At 42.8% G+C, this 14,261-nt stretch carries 21 protein-coding genes; 8 read left to right on the forward strand and 13 right to left on the reverse strand.

All coding sequences use genetic code 11. From position 1 onward, the window contains the following. Positions 1-153 precede the first annotated feature (153 nt). The 13 genes from HT697_RS02390 to HT697_RS02450 form a co-directional block, all read right to left on the reverse strand. Positions 154-408, reverse strand: coding sequence for a Txe/YoeB family addiction module toxin (locus tag HT697_RS02390; protein ID WP_173219923.1), 255 nt, complete (start codon positions 406-408; stop codon positions 154-156). Positions 409-411: 3 nt separating this feature from the next. Then, positions 412-666 (reverse strand): type II toxin-antitoxin system Phd/YefM family antitoxin, encoded by a 255-nt coding sequence (locus HT697_RS02395; RefSeq protein WP_000388572.1) that lies wholly within the window; start codon positions 664-666, stop codon positions 412-414. Between the two features lie 131 nt (positions 667-797). Further along, positions 798-1,895: a nucleotidyltransferase gene (locus tag HT697_RS02400; protein WP_173219926.1), complete on the reverse strand. Its 1,098-nt coding sequence runs from the start codon at positions 1,893-1,895 to the stop codon at positions 798-800. 9 nt (positions 1,896-1,904) lie between these two features. Further along, positions 1,905-2,645, reverse strand: coding sequence for a class I SAM-dependent methyltransferase (locus HT697_RS02405; RefSeq protein ID WP_319946281.1), 741 nt, complete (start codon positions 2,643-2,645; stop codon positions 1,905-1,907). Between the two features lie 109 nt (positions 2,646-2,754). Further along, positions 2,755-3,108: a ribosome silencing factor gene (gene rsfS / locus HT697_RS02410; RefSeq protein WP_050230861.1), complete on the reverse strand. Its 354-nt coding sequence runs from the start codon at positions 3,106-3,108 to the stop codon at positions 2,755-2,757. 12 nt (positions 3,109-3,120) lie between these two features. Beyond that, a complete protein-coding gene (locus HT697_RS02415; RefSeq protein WP_173219932.1) occupies positions 3,121-3,621 on the reverse strand; it encodes a cysteine hydrolase family protein in 501 nt (166 codons plus the stop codon). After that, the gene (gene yqeK, locus HT697_RS02420) at positions 3,622-4,215 is read right to left on the reverse strand and encodes a bis(5'-nucleosyl)-tetraphosphatase (symmetrical) YqeK (protein WP_173219935.1); all 594 of its coding nucleotides are present in this window, start codon (positions 4,213-4,215) and stop codon (positions 3,622-3,624) included. Continuing rightward, positions 4,215-4,844, reverse strand: coding sequence for a nicotinate-nucleotide adenylyltransferase (locus HT697_RS02425; RefSeq protein ID WP_173219938.1), 630 nt, complete (start codon positions 4,842-4,844; stop codon positions 4,215-4,217). Before HT697_RS02425 ends, yqeK begins: the two co-directional genes overlap by 1 nt. A gap of 50 nt (positions 4,845-4,894) precedes the next feature. Then, complete coding sequence (gene yhbY, locus HT697_RS02430) at positions 4,895-5,206, reverse strand: ribosome assembly RNA-binding protein YhbY (RefSeq protein ID WP_000060169.1); 312 nt, start codon at positions 5,204-5,206, stop codon at positions 4,895-4,897. Between the two features lie 213 nt (positions 5,207-5,419). Next, on the reverse strand, positions 5,420-6,526 hold the full coding sequence (yqeH, locus tag HT697_RS02435; protein ID WP_173219941.1) for a ribosome biogenesis GTPase YqeH: 1,107 nt from the start codon (positions 6,524-6,526) through the stop codon (positions 5,420-5,422). Between the two features lie 2 nt (positions 6,527-6,528). Further along, the gene (locus HT697_RS02440) at positions 6,529-7,056 is read right to left on the reverse strand and encodes a YqeG family HAD IIIA-type phosphatase (RefSeq protein WP_173262013.1); all 528 of its coding nucleotides are present in this window, start codon (positions 7,054-7,056) and stop codon (positions 6,529-6,531) included. A gap of 17 nt (positions 7,057-7,073) precedes the next feature. Then, positions 7,074-7,979, reverse strand: a complete 906-nt coding sequence (locus HT697_RS02445) for a magnesium transporter CorA family protein (protein WP_173226867.1) — start codon at positions 7,977-7,979, stop codon at positions 7,074-7,076. 60 nt (positions 7,980-8,039) lie between these two features. Then, a complete protein-coding gene (locus HT697_RS02450; protein ID WP_172922536.1) occupies positions 8,040-8,600 on the reverse strand; it encodes a mechanosensitive ion channel domain-containing protein in 561 nt (186 codons plus the stop codon). A 138-nt stretch (positions 8,601-8,738) separates the two neighbouring features. Here HT697_RS02450 and sstT point away from each other — a divergent pair, with 138 nt between their 5' ends. The 8 genes from sstT to queE all read left to right on the forward strand — a co-directional run bounded on the left by sstT (position 8,739) and on the right by queE (position 14,252). After that, the gene (gene sstT, locus HT697_RS02455) at positions 8,739-9,944 is read left to right on the forward strand and encodes a serine/threonine transporter SstT (protein ID WP_173262016.1); all 1,206 of its coding nucleotides are present in this window, start codon (positions 8,739-8,741) and stop codon (positions 9,942-9,944) included. Between the two features lie 173 nt (positions 9,945-10,117). Next, the gene (locus tag HT697_RS02460; RefSeq protein ID WP_173262019.1) at positions 10,118-11,071 is read left to right on the forward strand and encodes an aromatic acid exporter family protein; all 954 of its coding nucleotides are present in this window, start codon (positions 10,118-10,120) and stop codon (positions 11,069-11,071) included. Positions 11,072-11,213: 142 nt separating this feature from the next. After that, positions 11,214-11,594 (forward strand): MarR family transcriptional regulator, encoded by a 381-nt coding sequence (locus HT697_RS02465; protein ID WP_173262022.1) that lies wholly within the window; start codon positions 11,214-11,216, stop codon positions 11,592-11,594. Positions 11,595-11,692: 98 nt separating this feature from the next. Further along, complete coding sequence (locus HT697_RS02470; protein ID WP_000570255.1) at positions 11,693-11,914, forward strand: DUF4649 family protein; 222 nt, start codon at positions 11,693-11,695, stop codon at positions 11,912-11,914. Positions 11,915-11,930: 16 nt separating this feature from the next. Further along, positions 11,931-12,245, forward strand: coding sequence for a thioredoxin (gene trxA, locus HT697_RS02475; RefSeq protein WP_001029579.1), 315 nt, complete (start codon positions 11,931-11,933; stop codon positions 12,243-12,245). Between the two features lie 201 nt (positions 12,246-12,446). Next, positions 12,447-13,100, forward strand: a complete 654-nt coding sequence (gene queC, locus HT697_RS02480) for a 7-cyano-7-deazaguanine synthase QueC (protein WP_173219548.1) — start codon at positions 12,447-12,449, stop codon at positions 13,098-13,100. Beyond that, a complete protein-coding gene (gene queD, locus HT697_RS02485) occupies positions 13,100-13,543 on the forward strand; it encodes a 6-carboxytetrahydropterin synthase QueD (RefSeq protein WP_000464575.1) in 444 nt (147 codons plus the stop codon). Before queC ends, queD begins: the two co-directional genes overlap by 1 nt. After that, positions 13,536-14,252, forward strand: coding sequence for a 7-carboxy-7-deazaguanine synthase QueE (queE, locus tag HT697_RS02490; RefSeq protein ID WP_173219551.1), 717 nt, complete (start codon positions 13,536-13,538; stop codon positions 14,250-14,252). Before queD ends, queE begins: the two co-directional genes overlap by 8 nt. The last annotated feature ends 9 nt before the right edge of the window (positions 14,253-14,261 follow it).

A 14,261-nucleotide genomic window follows, 5' to 3' on the forward strand; every position in this document is an offset into this window, starting at 1 on the left:
AGCGTATTCAAGGGTAAAGATAGAAGTTCATATACTAAATTTCTTTACTGAGTTTTTGTCTTTTGTACTAGGGCTTCTGTCATTTTCCAAAAAACTTTATCTTAAACTTACTAATAAAAATTTAAAAAATAAAAAGCCTACTTCGCAGTAGACTTAGTAATGATCTTTAAAGGACAAGAAAGCCACGCTATCTCCATCCATCATATAAATCAAGCGATTTTCTGCGTCGATACGACGTGACCAGGCTCCTTGGTAGTCATACTTGAGTGGTTCTGGCTTACCTATTCCTGTAAAGGGATCACGTTGAATATCCTTGACTAGTTTGTTTATTCGTTTTAGGGTTTTCTTATCCTGATTTTGCCAGTAGCAATAATCAACCCAGGCATCTTCTGTAAACTTGAGCAGCATTCCTCACTCCTCAATAACATGGACTTGAGTGCTTCCAGCACGGACTTGAGCCATTCCTCGCAAAACCTTGTCTGATAACTCCTTATTTTGAGCGATTCTCAGGGTTTCCTGAATACTGTCCCATTCGCTCTTTGAAAGAACTACAATGTCCTCATCTGGATTTTTGTTAACCACCGTTAAAGGCTCAAATTCATCATTGACCTTCTTCATGTAGTCTTTTAAATGATTTCGGAATGTTGAGTAAAGAACTGCTTCCATAACCATACCTCGTTTTACCTCTTTTCCACTATTATACACAAAAAGAAAGAAATTGTCAGGAACTTGTACAAGATTTTCTTTTCTATCTATTTATTCGTAAAAAATCTCAAAAAGTCCACCTTTCAGTAGACTTAGTTTGTTTCTATTCTTATCGGCACTCTTCCAAAATTCTGGTCTGCTATACTTGGATTTCCTAGTTGGTAAATCTGGTCTGACTTTTGAGTCATGACATCCCAAGGTTCTTTGCCAATTCGGCTGACTAGACTGACCTGACCTTTCAAAGACTTGAGATGTTGCCTGCCTTTTTCAGTAAATCCAAGGACATGAATGGCTTCTGGCAAGTCACCTTCTCTAGCTTGCACCAAGATATAGGTCAAGAGGCGTCTGACACGCGCCTTGGTGTAACGCTTGGTCGCAACCGCTTCAACCAAGTCTTCCACAGATTGGGCTATCTTGATAGCATCCTTGATGCGCACTGCCATTTCTTGATTGACCTGATAGATGGTGGTTAGGTCGAGATTTGATAAGATTTGATAGCGGAGCAAGGGAAAATAGTCTTCCCAGCTCACCTTATTAGCCTGCTCAAATAGAGCAACAGAAGGCATAAAGCGTTCTAAGAAATCTGTATCTCTCTGGTGCTGACGGAGGGCTGTAGCCGAGGCAAAGTCCACATCTTTATCCACAGAATGGTAACCCGCCCCCTGACGTTGAATTGGATGCATCTTGATATTTCGTCCCGCAACCGCCTTGGCATAAGCGAGAGCAAGAACATGATTGGGGGTATTACCTGAAAAATCAAGACCAGCAAATTCCTTCCACATGGCTTGGGTTTTCTGGGGATAGGAAAGGGAATCAGGCAGATTTTCCACAAATTTCTCCATCTCAGCACCTTGCTCTGTGTATAAGTCAGCGATTTCCTGGTAATCCAGAACTTCCTCTGTCCCAAAAGCTAGATTATCAATGCCCAAGCGAGCCAAGATATCCACAGCTCCTTGACCGAAGAAATCAGCTGCCTGAACACTGACTAAAAAGGGCAATTCCACTACCAGATCTGCTCCGTTTTCCAGCGCCATCTGGGTCCGTGTCCACTTATCTACAATAGCAGGCTCGCCTCTCTGCATGAAATTTCCAGACATAGCCACGACTTTCAGTCCTTCAGCCTGTTCCAGCAGGTATTTGTGTCCATTATGAAAAGGATTAAACTCCGCGATAATACCCGTGATGGTCATAGTGATCTCCTACTTCTGCGCCACAAAAAACCAACGGGTGCTAGTTTCTGTTGGCTCCTTGTCCTCAAAGTCCGCATAGAGTTTGAAGGACTTGAATCCAGCCTGTTCCAACAAAATATCATAGGTCAAGACCTCATAGGTCCGCTCCTCATGCACTTCATCGTGACGACTAAAGGAACCGTCATCCTCCTTGATAAAGAAGGTCAGCTCATGTACGATAGAATGTGGTGCTGAATCCTCATAGGTGTCCCAAAGCATAGCGAAATCTTCCGCATTTTCATGGTAGGAATAGCCTGGAAAAACTTCATCTGTCTGGTAAGTCGAATGCACGTCAAAGATGAAAACTCCGTCTTCATTAAGAGCATTATAGACTTCCTTAAAAACGTCCCCTACTTCCACTTCATCCTGCATGTAGCAGATTGAGTCCGAATAACAAGTGACAAAATCATATTGACCTGCCTTGGACAAATCCAGCATATTTCCTTCAATGAAATCAATCTTTTGCTTGGCTGAAGCAGCTCTCTTTTCGGCAATTTTCAACATATCAGCACTCAAGTCCAGTCCAGTCACATCAAAACCAGCCTGAGAGAAGCGCACCGATTGAATTCCTGTTCCACAAGCCAGTTCCAAGAGTTTCTTTCTCTCCTTGGTCTTAGGCAAATGACGCAGCGAAAAATCCGTCCATTTATCGTATAAACTATCATCCATCACAACATCGTAAACAGCCGCAAAGGTTTCATAAGTTGCCATAATCATGATACCAAGAGCCTCAATGGCAAACACCACTAGCTCTTTACCTTTCTATCAATTTTTCTAAAATAAGCAAAGAAACCCAGTTGACTACAACTGAGTTCATCTTCTAAGCAAGAGCTTCTGAAATATCTACTGAATTCGCCTCATGCCATAGTTTTTCTAAGTTATAGTGGGCACGCATTTCTTCTGAGAAGATATGCACAACGACACCACCAAGGTCTAGCAAGACCCAGCCTCCTGCCGCATCGCCTTCGACATGGCTGCCTTTAACACCAGCTTCGGCTACTTTTTCACGAATGTTATCAGCAATAGCGTCCAACTGACGGCTATTCATCGAGCTCGTGATGACAAAGTAGTCCGTCACGCTGGTCAAATCTTGTACGTCGAGTGCAAGGATATCCTCCGCACGTTTCTCATCAGCCGCTTTCACGACTAGTTCTAGTAATTCTTTTTCGTTCATTTAGTCCTCTTTCTAGAAAATATGTTTGTAATCTAGGACATCTGCAAAGCGCCCCTCCCAAATACCCTCATAGAATTCATTTATCGTTTCTGCTGGAATGTCTTTCCCATCAAACGTTGTGCAAGTTCCTTCTGGAATAATAAGCTGATAGCCATATTCAAAAGCAACCTTGACAGAGGTATCCACACAATATTCTGTCTGCATACCACATAAAACTAATTTTTCAATCCCCTGTTTATCCAAATATTCTTTTAAACCAGTTTCTTTGAAAATACTGTTATACTTCTTCTGAAAGACCTTTTCATCAGGTTTTCGGTTTAAAAGCTCAGATAACTGCCAATCTTCTGATGTTTGAGCTTCAGCGTTCTCAATATGTTGAACATAAATAATTTCGATATTCTTACTTCTAGCCTGGTTTTGTAAATAAGAAATTTTTTCCAATAGACTATTTGTCTGAAAACCGGTTTCCACTAAAATATTCTGAACATCAATGATTATAAAAGCCGTCTTCATTTAGTCCTCTTTCAAATAGTGCACAAAGGCGTTATAGGTTTCAAGGGTTTGGGGATAGATGGGAAATCCCTGATGAGCTAGATGCTCCACGGTACGAGCTGTTTCATAGGCCACCGCCTTATTGAGCGATTGACTTGCAATCTCACGCGCCTGGTCTACTCCAGGAAAGGCTCGATTGTGCTCGATATAGTCTGCGACATAGATGACCTTATCTAAATCTGTCATCTGACCAGCACCGACTGTATGGATTTCAATGGCTCGCAGGATTTCTGTATCATGCAAATCCAAATCTTCTTGAATCTTGTAGATACCAACCAGCCCATGCCAGACATTATTGCCCCAGTTTTTGAGGTCAGGGTCTAGCTGATAACGGTCAATCAAGTCTAAAAATTCCTGATCTGACAGCTTTTTAGCATAGTCATGAAGGAGCCCTGCTAAGCCTGCTTTCTCGGCATCGACTCCAAATCTCTCCGCCAGTTCTATGGCTGCACGCTCCACACCTAGACAATGGGTTAAGCGTTTTTCAGGTAGAAGCTCTGCCATTTTTTCTAACAAAGCCTCACGGGAGCAGTTGATATAGTCTTGATAGGCCATCAGTAGAGCCCCTCCTTCTCGATGAAATCTAGCACAGGCTGAGGTAGGAGAAAGTTGGGTTTCCGACCTTGGGCCAGGAAGTCACGCACCATGCTAGATGAGATATCCATGAGAGGCACATCCACCCAGATAACTGGATAGGAAGTGCCAGCCTTATAGCGTGGGCGCTGAACTCCCACAAACTGAACCATATCAACCAGTTCATCAATTCGATACCACTTAGGCAAATAGTCCACCATGTCGGCACCGATGATAAAGTAATAATCCGTATCTGGATGTTGCTCTGTCAAGATTTTCATGGTGTCGTAGGTATAGGAAATGCCCTTGCGCTCCAACTCAATGGTTTCAATGTCCAGACCTTCAATCCCCTCAATCGCCAACTCAAGCATCTTGAGACGATGGTGTTCAGGGATTGTTTCCTTTTTATCTACATGAGGAGGTTGGTATTCAGGCATAAGCAGAACTTGATCTAGTCCCAACTGCTGGCGCACTTGATCCGCAACAATGAGATGGGCATTGTGAACGGGGTTAAAATTGCCCCCTAAAATCCCGACTTGTTTGCGTTTTTTCTCCTTGATTTCTGGCTCCAACTCTACCTTGGTAAAGGGAGTTAATAGTTCAATTGCCATAGGCTAGTCTCCTTTATTTCTCTGTAAAAACAGTTATTTGGAGTAGGTTTTTAGATTTCTTTGACTTTTTTAGAAATCTTGCGATTTTCTTTCTTGCTAGATTGTTTAAATAAAATCAAGATGCGTCCAATTTTTTGGACTGTATCCACACCGATTTCTTCTTCCAAGATTTCAGCGACTTCGTGGATATTTTCATCTGTATTTTGCAAGAGAGTTACCTTAATCAATTCGCGGGCGTCAAGAGCTTGACGAACGCTGGTTTTGATTTGGTCGTTGAGACCATTTTTCCCGATTTGGATGATGGGTTTGAGAGTGTGTGCCTGGCTGTTGAGGAAGGCACGTTGTTTTGATGTTAATGACATAATTTCTTCCTTGTTTTTTTGATAGTTATTTTAGGTGGTGAGGGACGGTCGGAACTAATTTCCCAAAGATCCCATCTTTGAAAAATGGATTTCCTGACCTCACAATTGAGCCTTGGTCTCAATTGTGCCCCTTGCCAATCTACAGATTGGCAATCACACCACGGCAATAACTATCGCTATATGAGCTCACTTTGTTCGCTCAGCGATTTTGGTTTAAATAATGGCTTTTCGTGTGACGACGGCAACGCCTTCTGGTCCCCAGACGGCGACTTTGGCGGTGCCTGTTACGCGGATCCAGCCTAGGCCTGAGATGACTAGGTCTGTCTTTTCCTTGATATTAAAGACATGTTGAACTAATTTTGGAAAATCTTCTTTTTCCTTGCTATTTGGTGGTGTCAGAAGGGTTCCGACGTGCTTGTCATAGAAAGCACTAGCGCCTTCTAGTTTGGTACGGTGTAGTTTGAGTTCATTATCAAAGAAGGCTGTGAATCCTTGCTTTTCACCCGCAATGAAGTCAAAGCGTCCTAGACCGCCTAAAAACAGGGTTTGTTCAGGATTGAGCTGATAGGTTTTAGGCTTGATTTCCTTTTTGGGGCTGACATACTTGAGGTTTTTAGCCGTCAAGTAATGAGCCATTTGGTGACGGTGGATGATTCCCGGTGTATCGTAGATATAAGAACCATCATCAAGCGGAATCTCGATTTTGTCCAAAGTTGTCCCCGGGAAGCGTGAAGTCGTAATGACATTCTGGTCACCCGTGATTTCTTGGATAATAGCATTGATAAGAGTTGATTTTCCAACATTTGTTACCCCAACAACATAAACATCGCGGCCCTTACGGTAATGCTCGATTTTGTCAATGACTTCCTTAATGGCATGTTTGTTTTGTGCTGAAGTTAGGACAACATCGACTGGACGAAGTCCTTCTTCGTGGGCACGCTCCATGAGCCACTGGCTAATCTTGCCCGGTTTAACTGACTTAGGTAGGATATCTTTTTTATTTCCGACCAAGAGGACATCATTGCCTGATACAAAACGTGGCAAGCCTGGGATGACAGAGCCATTAAAATCAAAGATATCAATGACATTAACCACTAAGGCATCACTGTCTCCCACCTCGTGTAAGAGCTTGAGGAAATCATCGTCTGTCAACTGGACATCCGTGATTTCATTGTAGTGGCGGAGACGGAAACAACGTTGGCAATAGACTTCACCTGTCTCCAAACCTTTTTCAAGTGCCGACTGGGGGGTAAATCCAAGACCAACCTTATCTGTCGTCTGAATGGTTGCTCCACAACCAATACAGAGAATTTCTTCCATAGTTAAATTCCTTTTTTATATGTAATCGGTCCGTACTTTTCCGTTATTTGCTTCATAACACGGCGCTCACGAGCTCGGTTAATCTGCGTTTTGATTGAGTCATGTTGGACCAAGGGTTTGACTAAAATCGAGCGAATACCAGCACGGTGGGCTGCTCGAATATCGGTCATAAGCTGGTCGCCGACCATGACCACTTCACTTTTCTCATAGTGGAATTCCTTCATAGCACGATCAATCCCAAATGTGAAGGGCTTCAAGGCCCAATAAATGTAATCAATCCCAAACTTCTCAACTGCTCTTTGGACGCGTTTCTTAGTGTTATTTGAGACTACGATAATGCGAATGCCCGCGTCCCGAAGATCATGTAGCCATTGTTTCATCTCTGGCGTCCCATCAGGGTTGTTCCAAGCAATGAGGGTATTGTCCAAATCGACCAAAACAGCCTTGATTCCCTGCGCCTGCAGGCTTGGAACTGTCAGATCATAAACTGCTTCCACAGCAAAATCTGGCATGTAGTTTTCAATCGCCATTCTGGCTCCTTTTCTTTTTAATTTCTAGTAATTTTCTTCATCCATTGAGATAAGGCTGCCCATAAAATCAAGCTAGCCATTAAGATATAAATCCAAGCATTTGGCTCTTCTGTAAATGGTAGAGGAACATTCATTCCGAAGAAACCTGTAATAACCGCAAGTACTGCTAGTAAGACGGAGATAATAGTCAAAATTGACAAACTATCATTCAAGTTATTGTTTAGGATGTTGTTGTAAGAAGCTGAGAGTTGTTGCAAGACTTGAGAAATCAAGTCTGTCATAGACACCAACTGATGGGCTTCAATCATGGCATCATCAAACTGCTCTCGTTCGACATCATTAAATCTCCGATAAAGAGCATGGCCCTGGATATGTTCCAAGAGGAGTCGATTTTGTTTTGCTGCTGCTGTCAAGTAAACCATACCAGTCTCCAAGTCAGAGAGAGCGAAGAGATTTTTCTTTGTTGTAGTTTGACGTAGCAAGGCACTAATTTCGTCCTTACTTTTATCCATCTCTTCAATGACAGGATAATAAGCGTTACTGATAATCTCTAAACCAGCAAAGAGAAACTTGTAAATAGAAAGCGACTCATGGCTATCCAGATAAGCTGACATCTGATCAATGACATAAGCATTCTTATGGTTGCTGATGGTAATCATTCGTTGTCTTTCGACGATAAAGGTCATGGGAATCGCTTCATAATATTCTTTGTCTTTTTCTAAATCAAGAACATTATAAATAAAGGTTACCGTCTCCGTTTCACGGTTATAATCCATATGAGCTCGTTCATTTCTATCCAGAGCATACTCAATGGTTTCCTTGTCCAATCCATAGATGTCAGAAAGATCTTCCATATTTTTAATCTTATCCACATCAAGGTCTATCCAAATACAACCATTGCCCAACTGCTTTTCTAAAACCATCTTTTTTTCTCCTTTATTAAACTCTTTCTATTGTACCACAAATTACTTAAAATAACAGGTCTAGTCTGTGCGTGAGAAATTGCTAACAACCGTGATATTTCGGTTAGGGACAAAGTGAAGGGCTTGCTCCTCACTACGAAGCTGGGTCGTACGAATTCCCACGCTGACGACCTTGCCCGATACAGTAATGGGGCCATTTGTCAGAACGACCTCATCTCCCACATCCAGTTGACGTTCAAAGAGGATGAAAAAGCCATTGATGACATCAGATAGAAAGCCTTGGGCTCCCATCCCAATCGCCACCCCAGCGATTCCAGCCCCAGCCAACAAACTAGATACAGGTAAGCCTAAAATCGATAAAATACAGTAGAGTAAAAAGAAATATAGCGTATAATTAAACACATTTTCTAGTAAACGCGCAATAGTCTTTTGGCGTCCGACATCATGATGAGACATTTTTAGAGAAGGTTTGACAATTCTCTGCACCATAGTATGAAGCATTTTTTTAGCAATATAAAATACAATCAAAAGCAGTAAAAGAGAAATGACCTTGGTTAGAATATTCTCGATAATGGTTGTCACATCTAGCTTTTCAATATAAGCTTGAATAAATTTTTGCATATAAAACTCCTTTATTTCATTATACCATATTTTCATCAGTCTCATTCTCCATAAATATTCAAAAAATAGACAGAAAATTCTTGATTTTGTCTATTATTTATACTATAATCATAATCACTACACAAAAAGGAGATTATTATGAAAAGAATCATTCATGCTTGGAACAAGGCAAGCCTTGTCAAGCGTATCTTGATTGGTATGCTTTGTGGGGGAATCCTAGGACTGACCCTTCCTAATCTCTCAGGAATTGGTCTACTCGGGGATTTATTCGTCGGAGGTCTAAAAGCTGTTGCTCCTATCCTAGTCTTTGCCCTCGTTGCCAATGCCCTTTCCCAACATCAAAAGGGGCAAGATAGCAATATGAAAACTGTTGTTTTCTTGTATATCCTAGGAACTTTTGCTGCTGCTCTTGTAGCTGTTGTAGCTAGTTTCATCGTCCCTATTGAAATTACCCTAAATAGTGCCAATACTGAAATTGCACCACCAGATGGGATTGGGCAGGTCCTCAGCAACCTCTTGCTCAAACTGGTTGACAACCCAGTCAACGCCCTGCTTACTGCCAACTACATCGGTATACTATCTTGGGCAGTCATTTTTGGAATTGCTATGAGAGAGGCCAGCAAAAATAGTAAAGAATTACTAAAAACTATCGCTGACGTGACTTCTAAAATTGTCGAATGGATCATCAATCTGGCTCCATTTGGAATCCTTGGTCTTGTTTTTAAAACCATTTCTGACAAGGGAATCGGAAGCCTTGCCAACTACGGTATTTTATTGGTTCTATTAGTAACGACTATGCTTTTTGTCGCCCTTGTGGTCAACCCTTTGATTGCCTTCTTCTTTATGAGACGCAATCCTTACCCTCTAGTTTGGAACTGCCTCCGTGTCAGCGGTGTGACAGCCTTTTTCACTCGTAGTTCTGCGGCTAACATTCCTGTCAATATGAAACTCTGCCATGACCTTGGACTCAACCCAGATACCTATTCTGTTTCTATCCCACTTGGTTCTACTATCAACATGGCAGGGGCAGCGATTACCATTAACGTTTTGACCCTTGCTGCAGTTAATACTCTTGGAATTCCTGTTGACTTTGCCACAGCCTTTGTCCTCAGTGTGGTAGCAGCTATCTCAGCCTGTGGTGCTTCTGGTATTGCTGGAGGTTCCCTCCTTCTTATCCCAGTTGCTTGTAGCCTTTTCGGTATTTCTAACGATATTGCCATGCAAGTTGTTGGGGTTGGATTTGTGATTGGGGTCATCCAAGACTCATGTGAAACAGCCCTTAACTCTTCTACAGATGTTCTCTTTACCGCCGTTGCCGAATACGCAGCAGCCCGTAAAAAATAACTCATAAAGGCAAGCCTGCTCAGGTTTTGTCTTTTGCTCTTTTATTCTAACTTATACTCTTCGAAAATCAAATTCAAACCACGTCAGCTTCGCCTTGCCGTACTCAAGTACTGCCTACGGCTAGCTTCCTAGTTTGCTCTTTGATTTTCATTGAGTATTATCAGGAAATTCTTATGTCTATTAGCCAACGTACGACCAAGCTCATCTTAGCTACCTGCCTTGCCTGCCTGCTTGCTTATTTTCTCAATCTTTCCTCAGCAGTTTCGGCCGGAATTATCGCTCTCTTGAGCCTATCTGATACGCGTAGAAGTACTTTAAAACTGGCTCGCAATCGACTCTTTTCCATGCTCCTAGCTCTGGCTATCGGTGTTCTAGCTTTTCACTTGAGCGGATTTCATATCTGGAGCCTTGGCCTCTATCTTGCCTTCTATGTGCCTCTAGCCTACAAGATGGGCTGGGAAATTGGCATCACACCAAGTAGCGTTTTGGTTAGCCATCTCTTGGTGCAAAAATCAACCTCTCCAGACCTTCTAGTCAATGAACTCCTTCTCTTTGCAATCGGTACAGGATTTGCCTTACTGGTCAATCTCTACATGCCTTCACGAGAAGAGGAAATTCATCACTACCACACGCTGGTGGAAGAAAAGTTAAAAGATATCCTCCAGCGTTTCAAATATTATTTATCCAGAGGGGATGGACGCAACCGAGCACAGTTGGTAGAGGAATTAGACACACTTTTAGAAGAAGCCCTCAGACTGGTCTATTTGGATCACTCTGACCACCTCTTTCACCAAACCGACTACCATATCCACTACTTTGAGATGAGACAGCGACAAAGTCGTATCCTGCGAAATATGGCCCACCAAATCAACACCTGTCACCTAGCTGCCAGTGAAAGCCTGATTTTGGCCCAACTCTTTTCAAAAATTGCTAGTCAACTAAGCCAGACCAATCCTGCTTCTGATTTGCTAGATGAAATTGAACGCTATCTGGAAGTCTTCCGGAACCGCAGTCTGCCCAAGACAAGAGACGAATTTGAAACCCGTGCCACCCTTCTTCAACTCCTACGTGAAGCCAAAACCTTCATCCAAGTAAAAGTTGATTTTTACCAAAAATATGGACAGTAAAAAAGAAAACCACTAAAAAACAGAACTTGCTAGCTCTTTTGAAAAGTAGTATAATTATTGCATGCACAATCATCTTGTGATGCAGAGACTGTCCGTGAATGGACTTTCTTCTATTTACAACTCTAAAAAGAAAGGATATACTATGACCTATTTGGAAAAATGGTTTGACTTCAATCGTCGTCAGAAAGAAATTGAAACTCTCTTGGAAGAGACAATTGCCCAGCAGAGCGAGCAAAGCCTGACCTTGAAAGAGTTCTACCTGCTCTACTATCTGGACTTGGCTCAAGAAAAATCTCTACGCCAGATTGACCTGCCAGATAAGCTTCATCTGAGCCCAAGCGCTGTTTCTCGGATGGTGGCTCGCTTGGAAGCCAAAAATTGCGGTCTACTCAGTCGCATGTGTTGCCATCAAGATCGACGCTCTAGTTTTATCTGCCTGACAAGTGATGGGCAAAAGACACTGACCTCTCTACAAAAGGCTGTCGAAGCAAGCTTGGAAACTGGTTTGGATTTCTTGATTTAAGATGATTTTAGAAAAAGTTGCGTGCGCAATCATTTTTCTTGACATTCTCTTTTACAAGGAGTAAAATAAAGTCATCATCAAACAAAGGAGTTTTAAACATGATTGAAATCACCTATTTAGATGCCAGCAAGAACGAAAGAACTGTGACTTTCGAGTCTTATGAAGACTTTGATCGTTCGCAACAAGCTTGCCTTATCGGCGTCGCAGACTACTACCCTGTCCAAAAATTAACCTATAACGGTCATGATTTGGACTACCATGGGACTTATGGAGATATCTTCTTCTATCTCAAGAAACAAGATTTAAGCCAATATAACTAAAAAAAGGAGAAATACAATGGCAAAAGCAATTACAGATGCAACATTCGAACAAGAAACAAAAGACGGTTTGGTCTTGGTAGACTTCTGGGCAACTTGGTGTGGTCCATGTCGTATGCAAGGGCCAATCTTGGACAAATTGTCTGAAGAACTTTCAGAAGATGTTTTGAAAATCGTTAAAATGGACGTTGATGAAAATCCAAACACAGCTCGTGCTTTTGGAATCATGTCTATCCCAACTCTTCTCTTCAAAAAAGACGGCCAAGTTGTCAAACAAGTTGCTGGTGTTCACACAGCAGACCAAATCAAGGCCATCGTTGCTGAATTGAGCTAATCGCACTAGAGACCAAGTACTTTCTTTGGTCTCTTTTTTCTTGCCCTTTGCCATTTTTCAAAAAATATGCTAGACTGTAGATAGAATATTACGATGTTTGGGACACGCCATCGCTAAAAAAAACCTTGACTTGGTATTTTTTAGCTCCCTCATGGGAGCTTTTTGCGTGCTCTGAACATTTCCCATTTTGGAAGGAGTACTATGAAACGTCAATCAGCCTTGGTCGTCTTTAGTGGCGGTCAAGATTCTACAACCTGCCTCTTTTGGGCTAAAGAACACTATGAAACGGTCGAAACCGTTACCTTTGCCTACGGTCAACGTCACCATTTCGAAATTCAAGTTGCCCAAGAAATCGCTAAGGAACAGGGGATCCGTCATCATATCCTAGATATGTCTCTGCTGGGACAAATCACTGAAAATGCCTTGACTTCTGATCTGGAAATTGAGCAAAAAGAGGGAGAGGTTCCCAATACCTTTGTTGACGGTCGCAACCACCTCTTTCTATCTTTTGCGGCAGTTCTTGCCAAGCAACGGGGCATTAAAGACATCGTGACAGGTGTCTGCGAGACAGACTTCTCAGGCTACCCTGACTGTCGGGATGCCTTTGTCAAATCCCTCAATGTCACCCTCAACCTTGCCATGGATTACGACTTTGTTATCCAAACACCTCTCATGTGGCTGGACAAGGCTGAAACTTGGGAATTAGCTGACAAACTCGGTGCCTTTGACTATGTTCGTGAAAAGACCTTAACCTGCTACAACGGAATTATAGGGAGTGGCTGTGGAGATTGCCCAGCCTGCCACCTACGTCAACATGGTCTAGATGTTTATCTCTCACAGAAAGGAAAGGACTAATGTTTTTTGCACCCAAAGAAATCAAACAGGAAACTGGGGAGTCTCTGGTCTACAATCCTCACAGAACCTTGGTATCAAAAGAGTTTACCTTCGATGCTGCCCACCACCTCTTTCACTATGAGGGAAAATGTAAGTCCCTGCACGGCCACACCTATCATTTGCAGATTGCTGTCAGTGGATTTTTAGATGAACGTGGCATGACCTACGATTTCGGAGACATCAAAGCGATCTACAAGAACTACTTAGAGCCCCACCTGGACCATCGCTATCTCAATGAAACTCTTCCCTATATGAACACGACTGCTGAAAATATGGTTTACTGGATTTTCCAAACCATGAGTCAAGAGTTGCCAGACGAGCGCGGTCTCCGTTTGGAATACGTTCGCCTCTATGAGACTCCGACTGCCTTTGCGGAGTTTAGACGGGAGTGGTTAGATGACTAGGGAACGTGTCCTCAAACTACCAGTTCTGGAAATTTTTGGCCCAACTTTTCAAGGTGAAGGTCGTGCTATCGGGCAGAAAACCATGTTTGTCCGCACTGCTGGTTGCGACTACCACTGCGACTGGTGCGATTCTGCCTTTACATGGGATGGCTCTGAAAAACCGACTCGTATGACAGCTGACGAGGTCATTGCTGAGTTGGATAAATTGGGGAGCTACGACTATGTAACCCTATCTGGGGGAAATCCTGCTATCCTAGCAGCCAACATGGCTGAACTCGTCACCAAGCTCAAGGAACGCGGTGTCACCCTTGCTGTCGAGACTCAAGGCTCTCGCTGGCAAAATTGGTTAAAAGATATTGACCAAGTCACCCTGAGTCCCAAACCTCCTTCATCCAAGATGGAAGTCAACTTTGAGACCTTGGACTTTATCGTTTCCCAACTGGATCCAGCCAAGGTCACCTTTAAAATTCCTGTCTTTGACGATGCAGATTTGGCCTTTGCCAGAGGCATACAAGAACGCTACCAACCAGATGTTCTCTTTTTATCGGCTGGAAATCCTGAGCCCAAGGCCACAGGCAATATTATCCAAGACCAACTGGACCGCCTCAAAGAACTCTGGGAACGCATCGCTGCTGACGACAGCTGGGGCAATGTCCGCGTCCTTCCTCAACTGCATACCCTCCTCTACGATAATCAACGTGGTGTTTAAGATTAGAAA

Source organism: Streptococcus sp. 1621 (assembly GCF_013276615.1).
GTDB lineage: Bacteria > Bacillota > Bacilli > Lactobacillales > Streptococcaceae > Streptococcus.

Excerpts from the sequence above, each read along its gene's own strand:
- HT697_RS02445 (WP_173226867.1), bottom strand. The coding sequence starts at position 7,979 with ATGGTTTTAGAAAAGCAGTTGGGCAATGGTTGTATTTGGATAGACCTT.
- HT697_RS02460 (WP_173262019.1), top strand. The coding sequence starts at position 10,118 with ATGTCTATTAGCCAACGTACGACCAAGCTCATCTTAGCTACCTGCCTT.
- HT697_RS02440 (WP_173262013.1), bottom strand. The coding sequence starts at position 7,056 with ATGGCGATTGAAAACTACATGCCAGATTTTGCTGTGGAAGCAGTTTAT.
- queD (WP_000464575.1), top strand. The coding sequence starts at position 13,100 with ATGTTTTTTGCACCCAAAGAAATCAAACAGGAAACTGGGGAGTCTCTG.
- HT697_RS02470 (WP_000570255.1), top strand. The coding sequence starts at position 11,693 with ATGATTGAAATCACCTATTTAGATGCCAGCAAGAACGAAAGAACTGTG.
- yqeK (WP_173219935.1), bottom strand. The coding sequence starts at position 4,215 with ATGGCCTATCAAGACTATATCAACTGCTCCCGTGAGGCTTTGTTAGAA.
- HT697_RS02390 (WP_173219923.1), bottom strand. The coding sequence starts at position 408 with ATGCTGCTCAAGTTTACAGAAGATGCCTGGGTTGATTATTGCTACTGG.
- sstT (WP_173262016.1), top strand. The coding sequence starts at position 8,739 with ATGAAAAGAATCATTCATGCTTGGAACAAGGCAAGCCTTGTCAAGCGT.
- rsfS (WP_050230861.1), bottom strand. The coding sequence starts at position 3,108 with ATGAACGAAAAAGAATTACTAGAACTAGTCGTGAAAGCGGCTGATGAG.
- HT697_RS02395 (WP_000388572.1), bottom strand. The coding sequence starts at position 666 with ATGGAAGCAGTTCTTTACTCAACATTCCGAAATCATTTAAAAGACTAC.
- HT697_RS02450 (WP_172922536.1), bottom strand. The coding sequence starts at position 8,600 with ATGCAAAAATTTATTCAAGCTTATATTGAAAAGCTAGATGTGACAACC.
- yhbY (WP_000060169.1), bottom strand. The coding sequence starts at position 5,206 with ATGTCATTAACATCAAAACAACGTGCCTTCCTCAACAGCCAGGCACAC.
- yqeH (WP_173219941.1), bottom strand. The coding sequence starts at position 6,526 with ATGGAAGAAATTCTCTGTATTGGTTGTGGAGCAACCATTCAGACGACA.
- HT697_RS02405 (WP_319946281.1), bottom strand. The coding sequence starts at position 2,645 with ATGGCAACTTATGAAACCTTTGCGGCTGTTTACGATGTTGTGATGGAT.
- queC (WP_173219548.1), top strand. The coding sequence starts at position 12,447 with ATGAAACGTCAATCAGCCTTGGTCGTCTTTAGTGGCGGTCAAGATTCT.
- HT697_RS02400 (WP_173219926.1), bottom strand. The coding sequence starts at position 1,895 with ATGACCATCACGGGTATTATCGCGGAGTTTAATCCTTTTCATAATGGA.
- HT697_RS02425 (WP_173219938.1), bottom strand. The coding sequence starts at position 4,844 with ATGGCAATTGAACTATTAACTCCCTTTACCAAGGTAGAGTTGGAGCCA.
- HT697_RS02415 (WP_173219932.1), bottom strand. The coding sequence starts at position 3,621 with ATGAAGACGGCTTTTATAATCATTGATGTTCAGAATATTTTAGTGGAA.
- HT697_RS02465 (WP_173262022.1), top strand. The coding sequence starts at position 11,214 with ATGACCTATTTGGAAAAATGGTTTGACTTCAATCGTCGTCAGAAAGAA.
- trxA (WP_001029579.1), top strand. The coding sequence starts at position 11,931 with ATGGCAAAAGCAATTACAGATGCAACATTCGAACAAGAAACAAAAGAC.
- queE (WP_173219551.1), top strand. The coding sequence starts at position 13,536 with ATGACTAGGGAACGTGTCCTCAAACTACCAGTTCTGGAAATTTTTGGC.